Source organism: Pseudoalteromonas sp. J2K-J979, assembly GCF_058169715.2.
Map to the genome: position 1 here is coordinate 2,290,268 of NZ_CM200281.1, position 24,494 is coordinate 2,314,761.

The window sequence follows — 24,494 nt, forward strand, 5'->3', positions numbered from 1 at the left end:
AGTTAGTCAGGGTAAACCGTTAGGATATGCTCATATTTGTCTATATTAGCTAAGAAAATATCGACCAATTTGGGTTCAAAGTGACGGCCTCGTTGTGCGGTAATTTCTTCGACAACTTTATCTAATGACCAAGCCGATTTATAACAACGCTGATGTCGCAGTGCATCGTACACATCAGCTAAGGCGACAATGCGACCAAAAATATGTATTTGCTCACCACTTTTACCTTCAGGATAACCTGAGCCATCCCATTTTTCGTGATGGTCACGGGCTAACAACGCCCCAGCTTGAATAATTGAACGTCGAGAATCTTTCAGAATCTCATGTCCTTTGAGTGCATGAGATTGCATCACTTGCCACTCTTGCTCATCTAAGCTAGCAGGTTTGTGTAAAATAGTGTCTGAAATACCAATTTTGCCTACATCATGCAATGGTGCGGCATGTTTTAGGGTTTCAGCATCTGCTTCAGCTAAGCCATAATCACAGGCCAATTCGTATGAGATGAGCGACACACGCTTCACGTGATTGCCGGTTTCTTCAGAACGCTGCTCTACCGCTTCACTTAATCGGTAGACGATTTCTCGTTGTGTGTCTTCAATTTCAGATTGCAACTGGACATTTTCGTAAGCAACTTGTACATTTTGGGCAAAAATTTCAATGAGATTTTTATGCACATTATTGAGCTGCTTGGGGATCCCTGAGACATAGAGCATCGAATTATGATTACAACGGCTCGAACAAAAAGCAAACAAGTAATTATCTTTATAAACAATGGTTTGTTTTTTTAATGCCTCTTTACAAGCATCGAGTTGTTCACCCGACAACACATCTTCGATTCGTTTACCTTCACTTTTTTCAAAATCTCCTTGCCCTGCAAAGACTACCAATTTTGATTCTGCATCATCGGGGTTGCTGGCCACAAGTGAGGTCGCATACATGGCTTCATCAACGGTGCCTAAAATTGAGGTCAGCTGTTGCATGACACCATGAATAAAATTATCCATTGAATGGGCAGAAAAGATATTGCGTGATGCGATGATAATTTTTTCTAAGCCTTGTCGAGACTTTTCGATAGAAAGGATATCTCGGTAAGAACGTAAACTAGACATCACCACAGTAAAGAGTTTTTGGGCCGTGAGTTCTGTTTTGGATTTATAATCGTTAATGTCATAATTAACGATGACTTGACGCTCAGGCGCTTGCCCTGGCTGCCCTGTACGCAGAATAATGCGGGCATGGTAATTTTTTGCGTCTTCACGAATAAACTGCGCAACTTTCAAACCTGCGTCATCGGTTTCCATCACGACATCAAGTAGCACGATGGCCGCGTCAGGGTGCTGAACAATTATTTCTTTCGCTTCTTTACCCGAATAAGCGCTAATAAATTGTAGTTTTTTATCTTGGAATTCAAAGTCGCTCAGAGCAAGCTTGGTCACTGCGTGCACTTCAGGCTCATCATCAACAATAATAATTTTCCAATACCCTTGATTGACTCGCTCAGCGGGCTTCTCGGGCTCTTCAGAAAATAAAAAGTCATTGGCCATGGTGCTTCCTTATTTAACTGCTATTGCTTAAGTTTCATTAAATATCATAGACCTAAGTGTGCCACTTCGCTAGGGTGACGCGATCATTGCCGCCCAGATCTTTGATAGTTGTAATCTCTTTATATGCCATTTTTGTAAAGATTGCACTTACTTGTTGCGCTTGCTTATAACCATGCTCTATCAATAAGTAGCCGCCATCAATTAAGTGATCTCGTGCATCGGCAATAATGGTGTTGATATCAGCTAAACCATCTTGAGGTGCCACTAAGGCAGATAATGGCTCAAAGCGTACATCACCTTGTGCTAAATGCGGGTCATCTTGTTCTATATACGGTGGATTAGAGACAATGAGATCATATTGTTGACCAATCAAAGCACTGAACCAATTACTTTGAACAAACCGAGCATTTTTAATCGCTAAATTGCGTTGATTTGTTATTGCTAAGGAGACTGCTGCATCAATACGATCACAACCCACGACTTGCCAAGATGGGTGCTCTGAGGCTAACGCAAGTGCAATCGCGCCGGTGCCAGTGCCTAAGTCGAGGACTTTTGCTGCCTCATTTACAGGTAAGCTTAAAGCGGCTTCAACTAAGGTTTCTGTATCAGGCCGTGGGATAAGCGTGTCAGGAGTCACTTTGAGTTTAAGACTCCAAAACTCACGGTAGCCAATAATATGGGCAACGGGCTCTCCTGATAATCGCCTCTCTAGATAGGCATCAAATCGCTGTTGCTGCTCATTTGATAAATATTTATCAGGCCAAGTGAAGAGAAAACTACGCGGTTTATCGAGAATATCGAGCAAAAGAACTTGTGCGTCGAGTTTGGCTGTATCACTCATTGAGCTAAATGCATTAGCCGCTTGGGCTAATGCTTGTTCAATGTTAAGGGGCACGATTAATCGTCGCTCATTGCAGCCAATAAATCGGCTTGATGCTCTTGTACCAGCGGGTCAATAATAGGCGCAAGATCACCCCCAACAATTTCGTTTAACTTGTATAGTGTAAGATTGATACGGTGATCCGTAATTCGACCTTGTGGGTAGTTATAAGTACGTATACGCTCAGAACGATCACCACTGCCCACTAAATTACGGCGCTGAGTTGCTTCTTCTGCTTGGCGCTTTTCATCTTCAGCTTGTTGTAACCGTGATGCCAAAACTGACATCGCTTTAGCACGGTTTTTATGCTGCGAACGCTCATCCTGACACTCTACAACCACTCCGGTTGGAATATGGGTAATACGAATAGCTGAATCCGTTTTATTAACGTGCTGACCACCGGCTCCTGAAGCACGAAAAGTATCAACTTTAATATCGGCAGCATTAATTTCGATTGCTTCGGCTTCTGGGATTTCAGGCATAACAGCAACGGTACAAGCCGAGGTATGCACACGGCCCTGAGACTCTGTCTCTGGTACACGTTGTACACGGTGAGCGCCTGATTCAAATTTTAGTTTTCCATATACGCCATTACCCACGATATTGGCAATGACTTCACGGTAGCCTCCATGTTCACCTTCATTGGCACTGACAATTTCAACTTTCCACTTTTGAATTTCAGCGAAACGGCTGTACATACGGAACAAATCACCGGCAAAAATAGCGGCTTCATCACCCCCCGTGCCCGCACGTACTTCTAAATAAACATTATTATCATCTTTTGGATCTTTTGGCAGCATGAGGACTTGTAAGTCATCTTCTAATATTTCTATCTGCGCTTTGGCTGCTTTAAATTCTTCTTGCGCCATTTCGCGAATTTCAGGATCGCTGTCTTTTAGCATTTCTTCTGCTGTTTCAACATCTTCTTCTGCTTGACGGTACGCATTAAACGCTTTGGTGACATCTTCAAGCTCAGAGTATTCTTTTGATAAGGCACGAAAACGATCTTGGTCGCTAATCACACTGGGATCACTCAGTAACGCTTGGACTTCTTCATAACGCTCTACCAGCGTTTCTAACTTGCGATAAACGGATTCTTTCATTTATTTGCCTATTGGGGTTCAATACCTAAAATTTTTCTCAACTGCGCCAACTCAGACAATTCCCCCGCTTCTGCGGCTTCTTTGATTGCTTTGGTTGGTGCATGCATCATGCGATTGCTAAATTTATTGGCAAATTCTAGCAATACTTTTTCGGCTGGTTTACCAGCTAACAATTGTTGCTGTGCTTTTTGTAATAAGTGTTGTTTGATCGTTTCGGTTTCGTCACGATATAGCTTAATTACATCAACAGAGCCAAGCGAATTTAACCACAACCTGAACTCATCAACTCGTTCAGTAATGATTGCTTGTGCTTCTTCGGCCGCTTTTTCTCTTGATGCCATATTTTCGCTGACTATTGCTTGTAAGTCATCAACTGTATACAAATATGCATCATCTAATTCTGACACTTGGCTTTCGATATCGCGAGGTACAGCAATATCAATAAATAACATGGGTTTATAACGACGCGCTTTCAGCGCTTGCTCCACCACGCCTTTACCAATAATCGGTAGCGTACTGGCTGTTGAGCTAATCACGATATCTGATTTAACTAACTGCTCGGGAACTTGGGCAAGCGAAATGACGTGCGCGGCAAATTCATCGGCTAGGTTTTGTGCTCTCGAAACAGTGCGATTCGCAACGGTCATACGCGCAGAGCCATTTTGATGTAAATGACGCGCCACCAGCTCTATTGTTTCTCCCGCGCCAATTAATAAGACATTGGTTTTATCTAATTTTCCGTAGATGTGTTTGGCCAAACTCACCGCGGCATAGGCGACAGACACTGCACTTGCGCCAATCTCAGTTTCTGTTCTCACTTGTTTGGCGACCGCAAAGGTTTTTTGAAATAAACGCTCAAGGATCACATCCACAGCTTTAAACGATTTCGCGCTGGTGTACGCTTGTTTAATTTGCCCAAGAATTTGCGGCTCACCTAAGACTAAAGAATCCAGCCCACACGCAACACGCATTAAATGATTAATGGCGTCATCTTCGCGATAACAATAAATGTGTTTACTTAATTCAACAGCATCAAGTTGATGGAATTTCGCCAACCAGCTTAATAGTGTTTGGGTATCTGAGCCCTCAAGGCTACAATAGATTTCGGTTCGATTGCAGGTAGACACAATCACAGACTCCAAAACTAAATTGGCTTGCTGTAATTGTTGCTGTGCAACGCTTAACTGCTCTGAAGAAAACGCGACTTTTTCACGTAATTCAACTGGAGCTGTTTTATGATTTATGCCGAGTGCAACTATAGTCATAGTGCCAAAAAATCGCCTAACCGAGTATGAAAGCGAATAATTTTACGAAAATCAAGCGAATAAGGAAAGTAAGGAACGTAAATAGATGCGATTACATTTGATTTTTATCATCTTTTTTTTATTCATTAGTGGTTGTGCGAGTCAAAAAACACCATTAACTGCCCCACACCCTGATTGGAAGTCCCGATTAGAACAACAAAGCCAGTGGCAAGTTGCGGGAAAATTAGCCTTTATTAGCCCTGAAAAACGCCAGTCGGTAAATTTCAATTGGCATAATCAAGACATCTCGAGCAAATTAGCACTTACAACCTTTATTGGTAGTCATGTACTCACTCTTGAACAATTTGACAATCATGCCACTCTGTTAATGAAAGGCGAAGAACATCAGGCGGATAACGCTCAGCAATTATTGTATCAATTAACAGGGATGATGCTGCCCATCGATAACGCTCCTAACTGGTTAAAAGGCGTACAACATCAAAGTAATAGTGAACTTGACCAACTTGGACGTGCCACTAAAGGCTCTGTGATTAATCAGTTTGGTCAAATGTGGCATATTGACTATCAGCATTTCCAATTAGTCGATGGCCTGTGGGTACCCAATAAACTCACCCTAAGTCATCAATCCATTAAAGTAAAAATTCAAATTTATTCTTGGCAGTTTAATTCATGACCACTCTTTCACTCATCGCCCCTGCAAAACTTAATTTGTTTCTCCACATCAATGGTCGCCGAGAAGATGGTTATCATGAGCTAGAAACCTTGTTTGTATTTTTAAATTACGGTGACCGACTGGAATTTACGCTCAATGATAACCATCAAGTCCGCTTAAGTTGCGATAATCAAACCCTTGCAAATAGTGATAATTTAATTGTCAAAGCCGCGAATGCCTTAAAGAAGCAAAGTGGTACTTTATTAGGCGTCGATATCCACTTAACCAAACGGTTGCCAATGGGAGGCGGCGTTGGTGGGGGCTCGTCTGATGCGGCCACAACGTTGCTGGCACTGAACCATTTATGGCAATGTGATTACACATTGGATCAATTAGCTGAAATTGGCTTATCGCTCGGTGCCGATGTGCCGGTATTCGTAAGAGGTTTTGCTGCAATTGCGCATGGTATCGGTGAACAACTTGAGCCTGTCGAGCTCTCACCTACATGGTATTTAGTTGTTCATCCCAATGTGCATATCTCAACCCAAGCGATCTTCACTCACCCTGAGTTACCAAGGGATACACCTAAATTATCCGGTCCTTGGCAATCAGCTAAATTGTATAATGATTGTGAATCTCTGGTGAAAAAGCTTGCTCCCGAGGTTGAAAAGACCCTACTGTGGTTGTTAGAATACGCGCCGTCAAGAATGACAGGCACAGGTGCTTGCTGTTTTGCTTCTTTTGCCGAAGAAGCCGACGCATTAAAAGCGCTCAATGCCTTGCCAGCACATTGGCAAGGATTTGTTGCCCAAAGCGTCAATCTGTCTCCAGCACATTTGGAGCTAAACGCTAAACTAAACTTACTCTAGTTATTTCGGTGTTATACTATGACTCCGATCTAACCCAAAATTCAGTGCCTGAGGAAACCTACCGTGCCGGACATGAAGCTCTTCGCTGGTAATGCAACACCTGAGCTCGCTCAAAAAGTTGCTAAGCGTTTATATATTGAATTAGGTGATGCCGAAGTTGGTCGTTTTAGCGACGGCGAAATCAGTGTTCAAATTAATGAGAATGTACGTGGCTCGGATGTATTCATCATCCAATCTACGTGTGCACCTACAAATGATAACCTAATGGAACTCATCGTAATGGTTGACGCCTTACGCCGTGCTTCAGCAGGTCGTATCACTGCTGTGATTCCATACTTTGGTTATTCACGTCAAGATCGTCGTGTTCGTTCAGCCAGGGTTCCAATCACAGCTAAAGTCGTTGCTGATTTCCTTTCAAGTGTTGGCGTTGACCGTGTTCTTACGGTTGATTTGCACGCAGAACAAATTCAAGGTTTCTTTGATGTTCCTGTTGATAATGTTTTCGGTAGCCCTGTGTTACTTGACGACATGAAAGCAAAGAACTTTACAGATGTTGTCGTGGTCTCTCCTGACATCGGTGGTGTTGTTCGTGCCCGTGCCATCGCAAAATTGCTTAATGATACTGACCTAGCCATTATCGATAAACGTCGCCCTCGTGCTAACGTTTCTCAAGTAATGCATATCATTGGTGATGTGGAAGGCCGTGATTGTGTCATCGTTGACGACATGATCGATACCGGTGGCACACTCTGTAAAGCCGCTGAAGCGCTAAAAGAGCATGGTGCTAAACGTGTATTTGCTTATGCAACTCACCCAATTTTATCGGGCAATGCTGCTGAGAACATTCGTAATTCAGTGATTGATCAAGTAATCGTGACTGATTCAGTGCCATTATCAGATGAAATCAAAGCGCTTGATAAAGTGAAAGTACTGACTTTAGCCGACATGCTGGCTGAAACGATTCGTCGTATTAGTAACGAAGAGTCTATTTCGGCGATGTTTGAACACTAAGTTCAAACTCGCTTAAAAAAGCGCTGCCTTGCAGCGCTTTTTTTGTATCTGTTATTTCTTTTGTACAACAGTAGTGGTAATATTACGCGCCTTTTTTAGGTGATACCTTTGGTCGCAAAGGGTATCCACTTTTATTTTAAATATTAATTGGAGACATTATGTCTAACAATACTTATACATTAGATGCCGAACTTCGTGTTGAACTAGGTACAGGTGCGAGCCGCCGCCTACGTCGTGAAGGTAAAGTACCAGCTATCCTTTACGGTGCAGACAAAGAAGCGGTTTCTCTAGTATTAGCACACAAAGCAGTAATCAAAGCGCAAGAAGACGAAGGTTTTTACACGCATATCCTTACTTTAAACATCGGTGGCGAGAAAGTTGAAGCTATCCTTAAAGATATGCAACGTCACCCGTTCAAGCCTATGGTTACTCACTTAGACTTACAACGTGTTGATGCTAACCAAAAAATTCACACTAAAGTTCCAGTTCACTTCATCAACGAAGCGATTGCAACTAAACTAGGTGCTACTGTTGCTCACCACATTTCAGAAATCGAAATCACGTGTTTACCAGCTAACCTTCCTGAGTTTGTTGAAGTTGATGTAGCTGCATTAGAATTAGGTGCGACTTTACACCTATCTGACGTTGCTCTTCCAACTGGTGTTGCTTCTGTAGAGTTAGCTAAAGGCGCTGATCATGACCAAGCTGTTGTGACTCTTAACGCTCCTAAAGGTAATGCTGCGGAAGAAGAAGAAGCTGCTGAATAATTAAGGTGTTAGCACCTTGAATTCGATTCAAATGCTTGTGGGCCTGGCAAATCCAGGCCCCGAATACGCAAAAACTCGCCATAATGCAGGTGCTTGGTTTATTGAAGAACTCGCAGCACGTTATAACTGTATCTTAAAGCACGATCCAAAATACCACGGTTTAACGGGTAAGATTATCATCCAAGGCCAAGAGTTCAAACTACTGATCCCCACTACTTACATGAACTTAAGTGGTAAATCAGTGAGTAGCTTAGCCAATTTCTTTAAAATTCCTGTTGAAGACATATTAGTCGCCCATGACGAAATGGATTTACCGCCTGGTATCGCTAAATTTAAACGCGGTGGCGGCCACGGTGGTCATAATGGTCTCAAAGATATCATTGCAAAAATGAGTAATAATAAGGAATTTATGCGCCTTCGCATTGGTGTTGGGCATCCAGGTCATAAAGAACTGGTCACAGGCTGGGTGTTAGGTAAAGCGCCTCAACCTGAACAACAACAGATGGATGCCGCCATTGATGAAGCCGTCCGTTGTATGGAAATCGTTGCAAAAGAAGGTGTGCTAAAAGCACAAAACAGATTACATTCATTTAAAGCGTAAGACACGCAAGATGAACTACTAAAAAGGTATCCGAAAATGGGTTTTAAATGTGGCATCGTTGGCCTACCAAATGTTGGCAAATCGACTCTTTTTAACGCGTTAACAAATGCTGGAATCGAAGCAGCTAACTTTCCATTTTGTACAATTGAACCGAATACAGGTGTTGTTGCAGTTCCAGATAACCGCTTACAACAACTCGCTGAGATTGTGAATCCACAACGCATTTTGCCAACCACGATGGAATTTGTCGATATTGCAGGTTTAGTTAAAGGTGCGTCAAAAGGTGAAGGCCTTGGAAACCAGTTTTTAGCAAACATCCGTGAAACTGACGCGATTGGTCATGTTGTACGCTGCTTTGAGAACGAAAACATTGTTCACGTTGCGGGTCAGATTGATCCTGCCGAAGATATTGATACGATCAATACAGAATTAGTACTCGCTGATATGGATGCGGCAGATAAAGCCGTCAACCGTGTAGCTAAAAAAGCTAAAAGTGGTGATAAAGACGCCAAATTTGAGCTATCAGTACTCGATAAAGTAAAAGCTCACCTTGATGAAGGTTTGACGCTGCGTTCGTTAGAATTAACAAAAGAAGAGTTTGCTGCAATTAAGACAGTAAATTTTTTAACAATTAAACCCACCATGTACATTGCCAATGTCAATGAAGATGGTTTTGAGAATAACCCTTTCTTAGATAAAGTACGTGAAATTGCAGCTGCAGAAAATGCCGTTGTCATCCCTGTATGTGCAGCTATCGAAGCTGAGCTTTCTGAATTAGAAGAAGAAGATAAGCTTGAGTTTATGGAAGATTTAGGTCTTGAAGAGCCAGGCTTAAATCGTGTGATCCGCGGTGGATATGAGTTACTGAAGTTACAAACTTATTTTACTGCGGGTGTAAAAGAAGTTCGCGCTTGGACGATTCCAATTGGCGCAACGGCCCCCCAATCGGCTGGTAAGATCCATACCGATTTCGAAAAAGGCTTTATCCGCGCACAAACAATAGGTTTTGATGACTATATAGCGTGTAAAGGTGAAAGCGGTGCTAAAGAAGCCGGAAAAATGCGTCAAGAAGGGAAAGATTACATCGTTAAAGATGGCGATGTCATGAACTTCTTATTTAACGTGTAAGCATAATACTTTCATTTAAAAAACCCGCTTGAGCGGGTTTTTTTATCCCTGAGTTTCGCCATGACTCGCCCGTGACTTTAAATCTTCTGTTTTTATCGAATTTGTTTTCAATCCTATTCAGACCTTCCTTTGCGCAAAAAAACGCCATAAGTGCAGTTAAAATTAGCAATGTACACTAAGCGCTCACCTATGTACGATTAGATTTTTGTAAATATTGCCAAAAACAACCTCAAACTAAGCCACTTTAAGCCCCATCAAACAGACTGTTTTCTATCTAAAGCCTATTATTTAATAATGAAATTTCGTAGAAAAAGCGAAATATCAGCGCTTTTTTGTTCAGTTAGTTTAAAAATGCTGCAAACAAACTGTGATAGCTACTTTTTTGCAAAAAAGGTGTTGACGGATTTGGGGGTAATCAGCATAATACGCCCCGCATCAGCAAGATGTGAAACACAATTTAAATGGCTAAGTAGCTCAGTTGGTTAGAGCACATCACTCATAATGATGGGGTCACAGGTTCGAATCCCGTCTTAGCCACCAAATTGTCTTCATTGCTGATTGTAAAGTTTTGCGGGGGTGGCGGAATTGGTAGACGCGCTGGATTTAGGTTCCAGTATCGCAAGGTGTGAGAGTTCGAGTCTCTCCCTCCGCACCAAAACTTTACAATAGGTTAGTTGTTGGGATATCGCCAAGCGGTAAGGCAGCGGGTTTTGATCTCGCCATTCCCAGGTTCAAATCCTGGTATCCCAGCCAATTCCTTGTGAATTAAAACTATCCGAAAATGGCTAAGTAGCTCAGTTGGTTAGAGCACATCACTCATAATGATGGGGTCACAGGTTCGAATCCCGTCTTAGCCACCATTTTCACGCTTGCATCGTAAACTGCATACTCTTTTTGTTGGGATATCGCCAAGCGGTAAGGCAGCGGGTTTTGATCTCGCCATTCCCAGGTTCAAATCCTGGTATCCCAGCCACTTCTCTTTTCACTCGTTAAGCGAAGTAAAAAAGTCCATCTGCGGGGGTGGCGGAATTGGTAGACGCGCTGGATTTAGGTTCCAGTATCGCAAGGTGTGAGAGTTCGAGTCTCTCCCTCCGCACCATATTCTTTAGCTAGAATAAAAATAGCTAGGTTTGCATAACCTTAAAAGCACTGTACACATTCATGCTGCGGGGGTGGCGGAATTGGTAGACGCGCTGGATTTAGGTTCCAGTATCGCAAGGTGTGAGAGTTCGAGTCTCTCCCTCCGCACCAACATGAATGTTCAAGCTTTGATTGTTGTAAATGCAAGTACATTATTTACATGCTTTTGTTGGGATATCGCCAAGCGGTAAGGCAGCGGGTTTTGATCTCGCCATTCCCAGGTTCAAATCCTGGTATCCCAGCCACTTCTCTTTTCACTCGTTAAGCGAAGTAAAAAAGTCCATCTGCGGGGGTGGCGGAATTGGTAGACGCGCTGGATTTAGGTTCCAGTATCGCAAGGTGTGAGAGTTCGAGTCTCTCCCTCCGCACCAAATTGGCTAACTAGCTTAGTTAATTTAACATGACATTGTTGTTGGGATATCGCCAAGCGGTAAGGCAGCGGGTTTTGATCTCGCCATTCCCAGGTTCAAATCCTGGTATCCCAGCCAATTCATACCTCTATTTATTACCTTACTCTTTTCCATCCATTTTTTGTAAATTAAATTAATTTAATTTTTTAATACGCTATTTATCTTTTTATCTCTTTTCTGTACTGAATTCCTAGCTGATGATTTTGTGTCTTTCTCATTGATAGCCAAATTCTAGCGTTAAAAAATGCTGCTCATTGGCAACATTTTTAGGGTGGTTATATAGGATGACTGTCTTAGCTTATGGTCTCGGTTTCACCCATTGCATATTTTAAGACTTGCTTTTTTATCGGCCCACTGCGATTAGCTAGACCTAACATGCGCTGTCTTATCCATGCCAACCCTGTTACTTGATTTGAAAAACCTAAATAACAGGCATCCATCGCACTCATCATCAGTAAGTTGGCTGACTTTCGCTGTCGTTGATACTCAGATAAACAAGCCCTCGCCCCTACATCAGCTTGGTTATTTAAACATTTAGCCAATTCAACCACATCTTTAAAGCCAAGATTCACACCTTGACCAGCTAACGGGTTAATGGCATGGGCACTGTCACCAATTAATACAACGCGATCAGAAAAGTAGTGATTGGCATGTTGACGTGTCAAAGGAAAAACAGCCTGACGAACAACCTCAAAGTCACCTGCAAGGGCTGGGTAAGTTGCTAAAATTTCTTGCTTTAATTGCTCTGGGGTCAGTTGTTTGAGCTTGTCGAGGGTTTCACCTTGGTGATACCAGATCAAATTAGCGTAAGGTGCTTGCAGCGGCAAAAATGCCACCGGTCCGGTTGATTGAAATTGTTGCCAAGTAATGTCTTGTTGCTCAGCATCGAGCTTGATCAAAATGCCCATACAATACTGTTGATACTGCCAACCTGTGACGCCGATCCCTGCTAAAGCACGGGTTTTTGATTGCGCTCCGTCGGCTCCAATCACTAAATCAGCACTAAGTGACATATTTGCAAACGTTAATGTCACACATTGCTCTGAAGAATCTAAACTTATCAGCTCACCCAAATTGCTGTGCACGGTAATATCGTACTTGGGAAACTGAGTCCAAAGGGCTGCTTGAATCACTTTATTTTCTATGATGTGACCCAAATGCGATTGATTAATCTCACCCGCCGAAAAAGTTAAGGTGTGTGCCTGTGACTCAAAAGCAGCGAGACGGCGATAAACCGCATGACGATGAGATTCAATAACCTGCCACGCCCCTAATTGAGAAAATAACTGTTCAGAAAAACGATTAATGGCCGAAACGCGAATGTCAATTTCAGGATCAGATAATACCTGTTCGGCATCGATGGGTCGTTGCTCAACAATCGTAACGCGAGCACCCTGCTGAGCTAATTTAATTGCCATTGCGGCGCCAACCATGCCACCACCGACAATGATCACTTCATTTTTCATAATCACTCTCTTTTTCTAAAGTCGGATTATTGTATCTTAATTCAATTAAAAATAACCTTCTCCGCTGAAACTTGGGTGGTTTTTTCATAATTTACCGCGATTAATCTTTGTGCAAACCTGATTAGTGTAAATCTATACTTGGCGAGCGGCTGGGATAGTTATAAAATACGCGTCCTTTAAGCGGTCGGTTTATAAACGAGGCAATAGTTAGATGAGTAAAAAGCTGCATATTAAAACCTGGGGTTGTCAGATGAATGAATATGACTCTCAGAAAATGGCTGATTTATTAGATGCCACTAATGGCTATCAATTAACAGAAGAAGCTGAAAATGCGGATGTTATTCTTTTAAATACCTGTTCTATTCGTGAAAAGGCGCAAGAAAAGGTGTTTCACCAACTTGGCCGCTGGAAATTATTGAAAGACGACAATCCAGACTTAGTGATTGGCGTAGGTGGCTGCGTAGCATCTCAAGAAGGTGAAGTCATTCGCCAACGGGCGCCATTTGTTGATATCGTGTTTGGCCCGCAAACATTGCATCGCTTACCTGAGATGATCAAACAAGTACAAGAAAAACAAGGCTCAGTTGTCGATATTTCCTTTCCTGAAATTGAAAAGTTTGATCGCCTGCCAGAACCCAAAGCAGAAGGCCCTACCGCCTTTGTATCGATTATGGAAGGCTGTTCTAAATACTGTACTTTCTGCGTTGTCCCTTATACACGTGGTGAAGAAGTCAGTCGACCGCTCGATGATGTTATTTTAGAAGTGGCGCAACTGGCAGAGCAAGGTGTTCGTGAAGTGAACTTGCTTGGTCAAAATGTGAATGCTTATCGCGGTACTATGCATGACGGTGAAATTTGTTATTTCTCTGATTTATTGCGCTATGTTGCTGCGATTGACGGCATAGACCGTATTCGTTACACCACGTCTCACCCAGTTGAGTTCACCCCAGACATCATTGAAGCCTATGCAGATATTCCTGAGTTAGTCGACCATTTACACTTGCCGGTACAAAGTGGTTCTGATCGTATTTTAGCCTTAATGAAACGGGCTCATACTGCGCTCGAATATAAATCAACCATTCGTAAGTTGAAAAAAATTCGCCCTAATCTGAGCATGTCTTCTGACTTCATTATTGGCTTCCCTGGTGAAACCACAGCTGACTTTGAAGCGACGATGAATTTAATTAATGACATCGGCTTCGACATGAGCTTTAGCTTTATTTACAGTGCGCGCCCTGGTACGCCTGCTGCAGATTTACCTGATGATGTCTCTGAGCAAGAGAAAAAAGAACGTTTGTATATTTTACAAAACCGGATCACGCAGTTTGCGCAACAAATCAGTCGCCAAATGTTTGGTACCGAGCAACGTATTTTAGTTGAAGGCCCGTCTAAAAAGAATCCAATGGAGCTTCGTGGTCGTACAGAAAACAACCGAGTTGTTAATTTTGTCGGTGACCACAAATTAATTGGTCAATTTGTTGATGTGAAAATCACTGAAGCTTTACCAAACTCACTGCGAGGCGATCTTGTGCGTACTGAAGCGCAAATGAACTTGCGTAAAGATGTCGCCCCATCGGCTATTTTGAGTAAAAATACGCCTGCACAAGCCAATGAGATTGGTGTGGCAACATTCACGCCGTAGTTTTACATCTTTAGCCCTATTGTTCACGCCAGCAACTTGCTGGCGTGTTTTTAAAGGAATTAATTTTGAGCAATACCAAAAGCTTAGAAGTCTATTTAGAACCCTCTGATAATAAACGTCTTGCCTCTCTTTGTGGCCCTTTTGATGACAATATCAAACAAGTTGAACGCCGTTTAGGTGTTGAAATAAGCCACCGTGTCAATTGCTTTCGCGTGACCGGCCATATTGTGGCTGCACAAGCCGCACTCGAAGTGTTGAAGAATTTGTACATCGAAACTCAGCCGGTAGCTGGCAAAACCAAGGAAATTGATCCAGATGTGGTTCACATGGCACTAGCCGAGGTAAGCTACCTTGATCAAGACGAAGCAAACAGAGACTTTGCACAAGACGTTAATATCAAAACTCGTCGTGGAGTCGTTAAACCTCGTAACCCAAATCAGGCTCAGTATGTCGCGAACATTCTAAATCATGACATTTGTTTTGGTATTGGCCCTGCTGGTACCGGTAAAACCTATTTAGCGGTTGCAGCCGCAGTAGATGCACTTGAACGTCAAGAGATACGACGTATCTTGCTAACTCGTCCTGCCGTTGAAGCGGGTGAAAAGCTTGGATTCTTGCCGGGTGATTTAACCCAAAAAATTGACCCGTATCTACGCCCTCTTTACGATGCTTTATTTGAGATGCTGGGCTTTGAAAAAGTTGAACGTTTGATTGAAAAAAACGTGATAGAAGTTGCCCCTCTTGCGTATATGCGTGGCCGTACACTCAATGACGCATTTATTATTTTAGATGAAAGCCAAAATACGACGGTTGAGCAAATGAAAATGTTTCTTACCCGGATTGGCTTTAACTCAAAAGCTGTCATTACTGGCGATATTACCCAAGTAGATTTACCTCGTGGCGCACGTTCAGGGCTGCGTCATTCGATTGAGGTGCTCGGTAATGTCGAAGAAATTAGTTTTAACTTTTTTCAAGCGCAAGATGTGGTCCGCCACCCTGTCGTCGCGCGTATTGTTGAAGCTTACGAAAGCTTTGAAGAAGTCGAACGTAAAAAACGCGCAGAAAAACAAGCGGCAATGGAAAACAAACAATGACCGAGCTTGATTTACAGCTGGCGACTGAATTCGATAATCTGCCAAGCGAAGAACAGTTTCATTTATGGGCTGATAGCACCTTAACGTTATTTCGCGATGACAGTGAGTTAACCATACGTTTAGCGGATGAAGCTGAGAGTCAACAGCTTAACTTTGAGTATCGGGGTAAAGACAAACCAACCAATGTGCTTTCTTTTGAATTTGAAGCCCCTCCTGGTATGGACTTACCACTCGTAGGTGATTTATTGATCTGTCCTCAAATCGTATTTCAAGAAGCTATTGAGCAAGAGAAAACATTTCATGACCACTTTGCACATATGGTCGTACACGGATGCTTGCATTTACTTGGGTTTGATCACATTGAGCCTGCTGATGCCAATGAAATGGAAAGTCACGAAAAAGAAATCCTCGCTAAGCTTGGGATCAGTGACCCCTATCGTGATGATGTAGAATAACTTTAAACTTGAGTAAATACACAGTATATTGATCCCGGTTTTCTTAACAAACAATTTCGCCGCTAGTTTTGTCGTAAAATAACCACATAAACTAGATAAGTTAAAGCAATATGGAGCTAAAAAGTAGCGTATGAGCGACGATAACTCGCAGAGTAGCCAGGGTTCGTCTGGTAAAACATGGATAGGGCGTATTGCCCAAATGTTTCAGGGTGAACCCCAAAACAGAGCTGAACTAGTTGAAGTGATATCTGATGCACAAGAGCGTGCTCTGATTGACCCAGAAACAAAAGAAATGATGAAAGGTGTGTTAGGTGTGTCGCAGTTAAAAGTGCGCGACATCATGATCCCTCGGTCACAAATGACCACCCTTGACATCGAGCAATCACTCACTGAGTTACTGCCTATCATGGTGGAATCAACTCACTCACGTTTTCCGGTTGTCTGTGAAGATAAAGATCATATAGAAGGGATTTTACTCGCTAAAGATTTATTGCCGCTAATCTTAACGAATCAGGATGACATGCCAAGCTTAGCGTCGTATTTACGCCCAGCGATGGTTGTCCCTGAAAGTAAACGCGTCGATACGTTACTCAATGAGTTTCGTCAACAACGCTACCACATGGCTATCGTGGTCGATGAATATGGCGGAGTATCAGGCTTAGTTACAATTGAAGACATTCTCGAACTCATCGTCGGTGAAATTGAAGATGAGCATGATAATGAAGAAGAAATCCAAGATATTCGCCAAGTTGCCACGCATGTTTTTTCAGTACAAGCGTTGACACCTTTGGATGAATTTAACGTCTATTTTTCAACTCAATTTGACACTCAAGAAGCCGATACTATTGGTGGAATTTTACTGCATGCTTTCGGTCATATGCCATCTCGTGGCGAGACCATTGAAGTCGGAGGCCTGCAAATTAAAATTACCAATGCGGATAGTCGACGTATTCAGCAGGTTCAAGTCACGATCCCTAAAAATGGCCAAATTGATTCTGAAGACACTGTCTAATGCGTTGGTTTCGCCCTGAAAAAAAAAGCATGCTTGCGCTCGTCGCTGGCATGCTTTTAACATTTAGCTTTTCCCCTTTTTCTATCTGGCCGCTTAGCTTTATTGCATTAGGGATCCTCTGTTATTGCCTCCACCAGCAACCTTGGCGTCAAGCTGCAAAAATTGGCTTTTTATTTGGATTCAGTTGGTTTGCTGTTGGTATAAGCTGGGTTCATGTATCCATTGCGCAATTCGGCGGCTTACCCCTGATTGTATCTTTAGCTTTAATGGCTTTACTGGCCGCATACCTCGCTCTATTCCCAACGCTTGCGTGTGCACTGGCAGCCCAGTTTGCAAAGCGCTACTGGTTAGGCGTATTTACTCCTATCTGGTTAATTAGCGAACACCTAAGAGGTACTTTACTCACCGGCTTTCCTTGGTTATCGTTTGGCTACAGTTTAACGGATAGTCCACTCAGTACATTGGCTCCGGTGATCGGAGAGTTTGGCCTAACTGCACTGGTCATTCTCGGCGGGTTTTGCTTATTTAATCTCTACATCAAACAATGGCGTTCTGCGATACCTTGCCTCATGTTAATTGTGCTTAGTGCAATACTTGCCCCCTTTGTGAGTCATATCCATTACCAAGGTGAGCCAATTAACGTCGCGTTAGTGCAAGGAAATATCAAACAAGAACTTAGGTTTGATCCGGACGAATTTGCACGCACGATGCTCAAATACCAAGACTTAACCCGTCCTAATTGGAATGTTGATTTAGTGGTATGGCCTGAAGCTGCTGTGCCTGAAATTGAAGTGATGGCGCAGGATTATTTACAACGTGTCGACAGTGCCGCTGCGTTAAACGATACAGCAGTCATTACAGGGATTGTTGATTATCAACCCAGTACAAAAGCGATTTTCAATACCTTGATTGTACTGGGTAAACAACACAGTGACGATCTGAAGGGCCAATATCAGTATTTACATGACAATCGCTATCAGAAATATAAACTTTTGCCCGTTGGGGAATTTGTGCCTTTCGAAGAAGTTCTTCGCCCGCTAGCCCCCTTATTTAACTTGGCTTGGTCATCATTTACGCGAGGTGAAAAAGTTCAGCCTAATCTCGTCGCAAATGACTTACGGATTTTACCTGCTATTTGCTTCGAAATCGTCTTTGCCGATTTAGTGAGAAATAATTATAGCGTTGAATCAGATATCTTATTTACTGTGAGTAATGATGCATGGTTTGGTGACTCTCATGGCCCACATCAACATATGCAAATTGCCCGCATGCGCGCATTGGAGCTTGGCCGGCCATTGCTCAGGGTGACCAATAATGGCATCACAGCCACGTTTGATCCAATCAGTGGGGAACAACAAAGCTTAGCGCAATTTGAAGCGGCAGTGCTTAATACCAGCATTCATAAAATCAAAGGGGAAACCTTTTACGCAGAGCATGGTAAAACCCCGTGGTGGTCTCTCGCCTTACTAGTATTGCTCATCAGCGTATGGTTGAACTTTCGCCTTAAAGGCCAATAAAAAAAGGTCGCTCATTGCGACCTTTTTTTAACCTAATATTCAGGCTAACTGATTAAATCGTGTTTATTCCGAGTCACTGCCATTTACAATATCAGCAATCCCGCTTAAGCGTTGTAATGCCACGTCGTTGATGGTGCCTTTAGCATAAGTGCCTTTTTTAGATAAGTCACCCGCCTCTTTGCCCATTAGGATTTCTAACGCTTCATCAACAGTCGCAACAGCATAAACATGGAATTTTTCTTGCTCAACCGCACGGCATACTTCGTCATTGAGTACTAAATTAACTCGGTTTGACTTAGGTATAATCACACCTTGATCGCCCGTTAGTCCTCGCATTTTACATAATTTGAAAAAACCTTCGATTTTTTCATTCACACCACCAATCGCTTGAACTTCACCGTGTTGATTGATTGACCCGGTTAACGCAATACTCTGGTTAATTGGCAAGCGCGTGATTGCCGAAAGCAATGCGCATAACTCTGCCAATGAAGCACTATCCCCGTCGATATACCCATAGCTTTGTTCAATAGCGATATTCGCGCTCAGTGTCAATGCAAACTCTTGTGCGTATTTATTACCTAAATAACCCGTTAATAACATCACGCCTTTGGAATGAATTGCTTTACCCAATTCAGCCTCTCGTTCGATATCCAGTACCCCATCACTGCCAGCGTAAACCGTCGCAGTGATCCGTGCAGGACTACCAAAACTGGTGTCACCAATGTGTAGCACCGTTAAACCATTCACTTTGCCAACGGCTTTGCCTTCGGTATCAATTAAAGTGTGGCCCTCTTTGATTTCATCCAGCATGTTTTCACTGATTTGTCCTGTGCGGTATTCTTTACCTTGTAGGGCTTCATCAATGTGGAATGCTTCAATGAAGTTGCTGGTATCTTGACGGGCGTAATAATGCGCTTCGTTGACCAACTCTAAAATATCAGCAAATCGCGCGGAGAGCTTCGATTGATGTTCAGCTTGGCGATAACTAAAATACATTAGTCTTGCCATTGCCTCAGTACTAAGATCACTCCCAAGATTGCCACTCACGTGCTGTTGAACTCGAGTAATAAATTGATAACGATATTTATCAGAATCTGGAATGAAATACTCAAAGTCAGCCAAAACTCTGAAGAATTCATTAAACTCATCGTCATAATCTTGCATTAAATAATACAAGTCACGTGAGCCTAACAAAATGATTTTCACATCTAATGGTATGAGCTGTGGTCGCAGGGTAAAACTCCCACCTAAACTGCTCTCTTGGGCAGGTAAATCATTTTTGATATGGTGCGCTTTAAGTGATAATTTCAGCCCGTCCCACACTTGTGGATTCGCCATCACTTTTTCCGCGTCCATGATTAAATACCCACCATTGGCTTTATGCAAGGCTCCCGCTTGAATTGAGCGATAGCTCGTGACTACAGAGCCTTGCTGAGACGAATATTCGACTTTGCCAAACACATTACCAAAGGTTGGGTTGGGCTCATATACAACGGGCGCTGGGTCATCTTCTTTATAATCAACAATCAGATTGGGCGCAAAGTAATCTGCCAGCATTGCCTTTTTATCGAGGTCTTCGTTTTTCTCTTCTGATTCATCAGCTAGCCACTCAAGTACAGCATCAATCAGCTCTTTTCTAAGTTCTTTGAAGTATTTTAGAATCCCAATTTGCGTGGCATATTTATGTTCAAGTTCTTTTAAAAGCGGCTTGATTGCTTGCTCTGCTGTTGCACGTTTTAGTTCGCGTAATTTTTCAGATGACTCTCGTTTCCATCTCGGTAATTCTATCAACGCTTCGTTAAGGTCGTCTTCTAATGCAGAAATTCGGGCAAAGATTTCTATTCTCAGCTCTTCTGGTAAAGCCGCAAACTGCGTTTCATCAAGCTGCTTACCATCAACCACAGGAGCAAAACTGATTACGCCATTGTCTTCAAATAAAACGATGCCCTGGGTGATTGCTTTTGCCTCAACCAAATCAATAGCTTGATCGTATTTGGTATTAAAAGCAGCATCGATAGATTTTTTCTTTCGTTGGTAACCTGGATTATCAAACGCAGCAGGAAACGTATCAATGATTTCATCAATTAAAGAATCAATATCCGCGCAAAATAGTTTACTTTCTCCAGCTGCTAAACATATAGCGATGGGCTCGCGATGATCTTCAAAATTATTAACATATAACCATTCTAGAGGTGTCTTACGCGTTTTACTGTGAGCCGTTAGCTTGTCTTTAACTAAAGTAAAGCGGCCTAATGCAGCCTCGCCCATCACATATAAGTTATAGCCTTGTAGCTCCATTCCTAACGAAAAATCAATTGCACTACGAGCACGCTGCTGGCCAATAAAGCTTAAATCATCGGGATAAGGCGCAGCCATACAACTTGAAATTTGCTGAAGATCTATCGAAGGAGTCAGTGTTTGCACTGATAATTGAGTGGTTTTTATCGTCATTGCCTATTCTTATATTGATTTACGACAAACGGAGTCAGCATCACTCATCACAGTGATAAAGAAACGTTTAATATTAATGCTATAAGCTTACCTAAGCACACGGTAAGTTAAAACTAGCAATTGAGGTTTTTAGTAAATAAATCACTTTATGGACTCAAGGCTTGGCGAGTAAAGTAAATCCCCTCGCATTGCGAACACGTATCTATTTTCATTGGATGATAATTATGAGTAGATTGGCCACAATTTTTACAGGTAAGTATCCCAATTCCCACCCATTCACCTTGATGGTAAATGCCATTATGCTGAAAATCCTCGAGTAAAGCATACCACTCAATTTGGGAGCGATCGGCTACTTCTGTCAATTCGTACCAACATGACTCTTTGAGTTCTTCTAACGCTAATTGATGATATTGTTTTTGATGTGCTTGCCAATGAGACAAATCACGGAGGAAGTACTCTTTATACCGGCTTAATTGCTCTGCGCTATAGTGTCCAATGGCTTTCGCTTCATCTTCGCTTTTTTGAATGTACGCTACAAGCTGGCTTAATTCATGCTTTTTAACATCATTGAACCACTGATGAAGGTCTGCTAACCATTGTTGATAGTTATGTTTGTGACTCATACTGTGCTCTCCATGTTAGGCCTCACAGTAAGTATAGACAATAGGGCCTATTTTTCTGTAAAGGCTATCAACAGCTCGTTTTATAATCTGTATTGAACTTTATTAATCTCACGATTAAATTAACTACTTTTTAACAATACTAACTAAAATTTAGTTAGTATTAACTTCTGAGCCGGTGTATAAAAATTAAGTCATTGTTTTATTTAATAAAAATTAATGGTGCAAAACTTGCTTTGTTTGGCTAAATGAATACAAAAAATCAAAAAGGATGAATAAATGACTGTTAAAATCGAAGATCGACCTCTTGAGACATTGCGTCAAGAAACCATTGATCAGCTTATTTTAAACTATAGCCATGGTATTCTTTCAAATGAAGCCTTCGAACGTCGCCTTGACCAAGCGATGGCAACTCAAATTCATCAAGAGCTAGAAGCACTGGTCAGTGATTTAACGCTAAAAACCGACCCTGCTTTCGCCGAACGTAAAGAGCAGCGATTCAACACCCAATACTCTGATCATCCAGCAGCAGAAGAAACAGAAAATATCATTAATGTTTTTGGCGGGACTAAACGCAGTGGATTATGGCAAGTTCCTAAAAATATTAACGTATTTAGCTTGTGTGGTGGCTCAGAAATAGATTTCTCAGATGCGATATTCACCAGTCCAAATGTCACTATTAAAGCAAAAAGCATCTTTGGCGGTGAAGCTATTTATGTGCCAGAAAACGTCAATGTCGTCACTAAAACCTTTTGTATTTTTGGTGGAATAAGTAACAAGGCTCCATCTATTTATAATCGGCAAGCACCCACCATTATCATTGAAGGGTTTGTTTTGTGTGGGGGAATTGATATCAGTATTAAACGGACTGTAAAAGAAAAGTTTGTTGCCTTTGCTAATGAATTAAAAAGTATGTTCCATTCATAAATCGACTAGAAAGAGTAAGTTCCACTTACTCTTTATTATCATTTTGCTGTTTCATTAAATGCTCGAACTGCAATGCATCAACTGGCTTTGAAAACAAATAACCCTGAAACATATCACAGCCTTCTTGTTGCAGTAGCAATTGTTGTTCTCTTGTTTCAACCCCTTCCGCAACCACTTTCATCCCTAGGTTATGCCCCAATTGAATGACCGTGCGCACAACCATATGATCTCGTTTGTTTTCTACACACTTATCAATAAAGCTTTTATCAATTTTTAGTACATCCATCGGTAAATAACTGACTTGGCTTAAAGAAGAGTAGGCCGTGCCAAAATCATCCAATGCCAATTTCACACCTAAAGCCTGTAATGCAAGGAGCACCGCGATATTTTCTTCAGGGTTATCCATAATCCAGCTTTCTGTCTGTTCAAGTTCAAGCTTGTGCGCGGGACAACCCGAAGCAGCTAACACAGCCCTAACATCATTGACAAACTCGGCTTCATTCAACTGCACCGAAGAGACATTCACGGCAATACTGTCTAGCTGATAATGCTGCCAGTTCACCATTTGCCTACAAGCAGTTTCTAGCACCCAATGACCAATTTCAATAATACTATTCGTTTGTTCGGCAAGTGCAATAAACTCAGCGGGGTTGACTAAACCGTATTGTGGGTGCGCCCATCGAATAAGGGCTTCGGCAGATGTTATCCGCCCAGTTTTAAGGTCGACTTTCGGTTGATAAAGTAAATACAGCTGATCTTTTTGAATGGCCTGTTTAAGATCATTTTCTAATTCATATTTTTTTACCATTGAAGCCATCAACTGCGCATCACAAAAAGAAAAGGTATTTTTACCACTTTTCTTTGCACGATACATCGCCATATCAGCATTTGTACAAAGAGGTTCTATTTCACTGGCCTCATCTGGAAACCTGGCTATCCCAATACTGGCCGAAATTAAAAACTTTTTCCCCGATAATTGATACGGCTGGTTACATAACGAGATGATATTCTGCGCAAATACAGATATATCTTGCTCTGGCGCAGCCTGATCACAGACGACAAAAGCAAACTCATCGCCACCGATACGAAAGCCTTGATGTGAAGGAGTAACCAAACTTTGCAATCGATCTGCAACCGTTTTTAGCACTAAATCCCCCATTAAATGCCCGAGCTGATCATTAATTTTTTTAAACCCATCCAGGTCAATGATCAATAATGAAAATTGCTGATGTGATTGCTCAACGAGTACCTTATCTCGTAGCTTATTCAAATGCAGCATAAAAGCCTTACGATTAGGTAAACGGGTTAAATAATCAGTGTAACTTTCTTGGCGAAAATGCTGCATTTGCCGTTGTGATTTTTGCTGGAAATACGTCATCACAGAAGCAAACGCACTGATTACTATAATTTCTAGCGAGTCCTCAATTACATCAACCCAAACATTGTCTCCATAAAAAGACACATAAGCCGTTGTTAAGGAGCCCCCAACGACTACAGGCCAAAATGAGCCTGGGTAGAGAATTAAATACAAAAATGGGATCAATAAGTAAATTTCTTCTATCAACTCAAGATCCAACCGAAACACTAAGCCCACCAATACAATGACTATGCAAGAAGCGATAGTTAAGCAATGTTTGACTCGTTGATTAGTGACAATATAGGCAGTAAAAATGAAACTCAAAAAACACGCATAACCAATTTTAGCGATAAAGGGTTGCGGCAAACCCAATAAAAAGAAACTTAATAAACTTAATAAAGTGAGAAAGAGGATGGTTATAAAGTGAGATTTAATAAGCTGTTTAAATACCATATAGCTTCCTTATAATTAAAGTAAGGCAATAAGATTTTATTTTTTCAAAAATACTGCGACAACAAAGTAAATATAAGCGCACTACAAATAAACTATAGTATTAGAATTAAAAAACAAAGCAATAACAATG

20 protein-coding genes and 10 tRNA genes are annotated in these 24,494 nt (G+C 41.9%); 22 read left to right on the forward strand and 8 right to left on the reverse strand.

Annotated features, from left to right (window positions below; genetic code table 11):
* Positions 1–2 precede the first annotated feature (2 nt).
* The 4 genes from AC3KVK_RS10565 to hemA are packed head-to-tail and all read right to left on the reverse strand — an operon-like array spanning position 3 to position 4,792.
* Positions 3–1,544, reverse strand: a complete 1,542-nt coding sequence (locus AC3KVK_RS10565) for a DUF3369 domain-containing protein (RefSeq protein WP_490313697.1) — start codon at positions 1,542–1,544, stop codon at positions 3–5.
* Between the two features lie 52 nt (positions 1,545–1,596).
* Entirely contained in the window at positions 1,597–2,439 is an 843-nt protein-coding gene (gene prmC, locus AC3KVK_RS10570) for a peptide chain release factor N(5)-glutamine methyltransferase (RefSeq protein ID WP_490313698.1), read from the reverse strand.
* A 2-nt stretch (positions 2,440–2,441) separates the two neighbouring features.
* Positions 2,442–3,527: a peptide chain release factor 1 gene (gene prfA / locus AC3KVK_RS10575; protein ID WP_490313699.1), complete on the reverse strand. Its 1,086-nt coding sequence runs from the start codon at positions 3,525–3,527 to the stop codon at positions 2,442–2,444.
* 8 nt (positions 3,528–3,535) lie between these two features.
* Positions 3,536–4,792 (reverse strand): glutamyl-tRNA reductase, encoded by a 1,257-nt coding sequence (hemA, locus tag AC3KVK_RS10580; RefSeq protein WP_490313700.1) that lies wholly within the window; start codon positions 4,790–4,792, stop codon positions 3,536–3,538.
* Between the two features lie 85 nt (positions 4,793–4,877).
* Here hemA and lolB point away from each other — a divergent pair, with 85 nt between their 5' ends.
* The 16 genes from lolB (at position 4,878) to AC3KVK_RS10660 (ending at position 11,448) form a co-directional block, all read left to right on the forward strand.
* Complete coding sequence (lolB, locus tag AC3KVK_RS10585; protein ID WP_490313701.1) at positions 4,878–5,465, forward strand: lipoprotein insertase outer membrane protein LolB; 588 nt, start codon at positions 4,878–4,880, stop codon at positions 5,463–5,465.
* Entirely contained in the window at positions 5,462–6,313 is an 852-nt protein-coding gene (gene ispE / locus AC3KVK_RS10590) for a 4-(cytidine 5'-diphospho)-2-C-methyl-D-erythritol kinase (RefSeq protein WP_490313702.1), read from the forward strand. The genes lolB and ispE overlap by 4 nt, the downstream gene beginning before the upstream one ends.
* 63 nt (positions 6,314–6,376) lie before the next feature.
* Positions 6,377–7,324 carry a ribose-phosphate pyrophosphokinase gene (locus AC3KVK_RS10595; RefSeq protein ID WP_490313703.1) on the forward strand — a complete coding sequence of 316 codons (948 nt, stop codon included), beginning with the start codon at positions 6,377–6,379 and terminating at the stop codon, positions 7,322–7,324.
* A 158-nt stretch (positions 7,325–7,482) separates the two neighbouring features.
* The gene (locus tag AC3KVK_RS10600) at positions 7,483–8,091 is read left to right on the forward strand and encodes a 50S ribosomal protein L25/general stress protein Ctc (protein WP_490313704.1); all 609 of its coding nucleotides are present in this window, start codon (positions 7,483–7,485) and stop codon (positions 8,089–8,091) included.
* A gap of 16 nt (positions 8,092–8,107) precedes the next feature.
* Complete coding sequence (pth, locus tag AC3KVK_RS10605) at positions 8,108–8,692, forward strand: aminoacyl-tRNA hydrolase (RefSeq protein ID WP_490313705.1); 585 nt, start codon at positions 8,108–8,110, stop codon at positions 8,690–8,692.
* Between the two features lie 36 nt (positions 8,693–8,728).
* Positions 8,729–9,820 (forward strand): redox-regulated ATPase YchF, encoded by a 1,092-nt coding sequence (gene ychF, locus AC3KVK_RS10610; protein ID WP_490313706.1) that lies wholly within the window; start codon positions 8,729–8,731, stop codon positions 9,818–9,820.
* Positions 9,821–10,283: 463 nt separating this feature from the next.
* Positions 10,284–10,360 (forward strand) — tRNA-Met (locus AC3KVK_RS10615).
* Positions 10,361–10,390: 30 nt separating this feature from the next.
* Positions 10,391–10,475 (forward strand) — tRNA-Leu (locus tag AC3KVK_RS10620).
* Positions 10,476–10,498: 23 nt separating this feature from the next.
* Positions 10,499–10,573: transfer RNA gene (locus AC3KVK_RS10625), tRNA-Gln, on the forward strand.
* A 30-nt stretch (positions 10,574–10,603) separates the two neighbouring features.
* Positions 10,604–10,680: transfer RNA gene (locus AC3KVK_RS10630), tRNA-Met, on the forward strand.
* A 38-nt stretch (positions 10,681–10,718) separates the two neighbouring features.
* A tRNA-Gln gene (locus AC3KVK_RS10635) sits at positions 10,719–10,793 on the forward strand.
* A 41-nt stretch (positions 10,794–10,834) separates the two neighbouring features.
* Positions 10,835–10,919 (forward strand) — tRNA-Leu (locus tag AC3KVK_RS10640).
* 67 nt (positions 10,920–10,986) lie between these two features.
* Positions 10,987–11,071: transfer RNA gene (locus AC3KVK_RS10645), tRNA-Leu, on the forward strand.
* Positions 11,072–11,130: 59 nt separating this feature from the next.
* Positions 11,131–11,205, forward strand: a tRNA-Gln gene (locus AC3KVK_RS10650).
* A 41-nt stretch (positions 11,206–11,246) separates the two neighbouring features.
* Positions 11,247–11,331, forward strand: a tRNA-Leu gene (locus tag AC3KVK_RS10655).
* Between the two features lie 42 nt (positions 11,332–11,373).
* Positions 11,374–11,448: transfer RNA gene (locus AC3KVK_RS10660), tRNA-Gln, on the forward strand.
* Positions 11,449–11,663: 215 nt separating this feature from the next.
* Here AC3KVK_RS10660 and AC3KVK_RS10665 read toward each other — a convergent pair.
* On the reverse strand, positions 11,664–12,836 hold the full coding sequence (locus AC3KVK_RS10665) for an FAD-dependent oxidoreductase (RefSeq protein WP_490313281.1): 1,173 nt from the start codon (positions 12,834–12,836) through the stop codon (positions 11,664–11,666).
* Between the two features lie 211 nt (positions 12,837–13,047).
* Between AC3KVK_RS10665 and miaB the strand changes: the two genes are divergently transcribed.
* From miaB to lnt, 5 genes are all read left to right on the forward strand, one after another.
* Positions 13,048–14,478, forward strand: a complete 1,431-nt coding sequence (gene miaB / locus AC3KVK_RS10670; RefSeq protein WP_490313280.1) for a tRNA (N6-isopentenyl adenosine(37)-C2)-methylthiotransferase MiaB — start codon at positions 13,048–13,050, stop codon at positions 14,476–14,478.
* Positions 14,479–14,543: 65 nt separating this feature from the next.
* Complete coding sequence (locus AC3KVK_RS10675) at positions 14,544–15,572, forward strand: PhoH family protein (protein ID WP_490313279.1); 1,029 nt, start codon at positions 14,544–14,546, stop codon at positions 15,570–15,572.
* The gene (gene ybeY / locus AC3KVK_RS10680) at positions 15,569–16,027 is read left to right on the forward strand and encodes an rRNA maturation RNase YbeY (protein ID WP_490313278.1); all 459 of its coding nucleotides are present in this window, start codon (positions 15,569–15,571) and stop codon (positions 16,025–16,027) included. The genes AC3KVK_RS10675 and ybeY overlap by 4 nt, the downstream gene beginning before the upstream one ends.
* Before the next feature lie 130 nt (positions 16,028–16,157).
* Positions 16,158–17,039, forward strand: coding sequence for a CNNM family magnesium/cobalt transport protein CorC (gene corC / locus AC3KVK_RS10685; RefSeq protein WP_490313277.1), 882 nt, complete (start codon positions 16,158–16,160; stop codon positions 17,037–17,039).
* Entirely contained in the window at positions 17,039–18,556 is a 1,518-nt protein-coding gene (gene lnt / locus AC3KVK_RS10690) for an apolipoprotein N-acyltransferase (protein ID WP_490313276.1), read from the forward strand. Before corC ends, lnt begins: the two co-directional genes overlap by 1 nt.
* Before the next feature lie 63 nt (positions 18,557–18,619).
* On the opposite strand, the gene AC3KVK_RS10695 is transcribed toward lnt, so the two are convergent.
* Complete coding sequence (locus AC3KVK_RS10695) at positions 18,620–21,007, reverse strand: Lon protease family protein (protein WP_490313275.1); 2,388 nt, start codon at positions 21,005–21,007, stop codon at positions 18,620–18,622.
* Positions 21,008–21,153: 146 nt separating this feature from the next.
* Entirely contained in the window at positions 21,154–21,630 is a 477-nt protein-coding gene (locus AC3KVK_RS10700) for a zinc ribbon-containing protein (RefSeq protein WP_490313274.1), read from the reverse strand.
* 276 nt (positions 21,631–21,906) lie between these two features.
* Between AC3KVK_RS10700 and AC3KVK_RS10705 the strand changes: the two genes are divergently transcribed.
* The gene (locus AC3KVK_RS10705; protein ID WP_490313273.1) at positions 21,907–22,554 is read left to right on the forward strand and encodes a DUF1707 SHOCT-like domain-containing protein; all 648 of its coding nucleotides are present in this window, start codon (positions 21,907–21,909) and stop codon (positions 22,552–22,554) included.
* 25 nt (positions 22,555–22,579) lie between these two features.
* Here the strand turns inward: AC3KVK_RS10705 and AC3KVK_RS10710 are convergent, their stop codons facing one another.
* Positions 22,580–24,364, reverse strand: coding sequence for a putative bifunctional diguanylate cyclase/phosphodiesterase (locus AC3KVK_RS10710; protein ID WP_490313272.1), 1,785 nt, complete (start codon positions 24,362–24,364; stop codon positions 22,580–22,582).
* Positions 24,365–24,494: the final 130 nt, after the last annotated feature.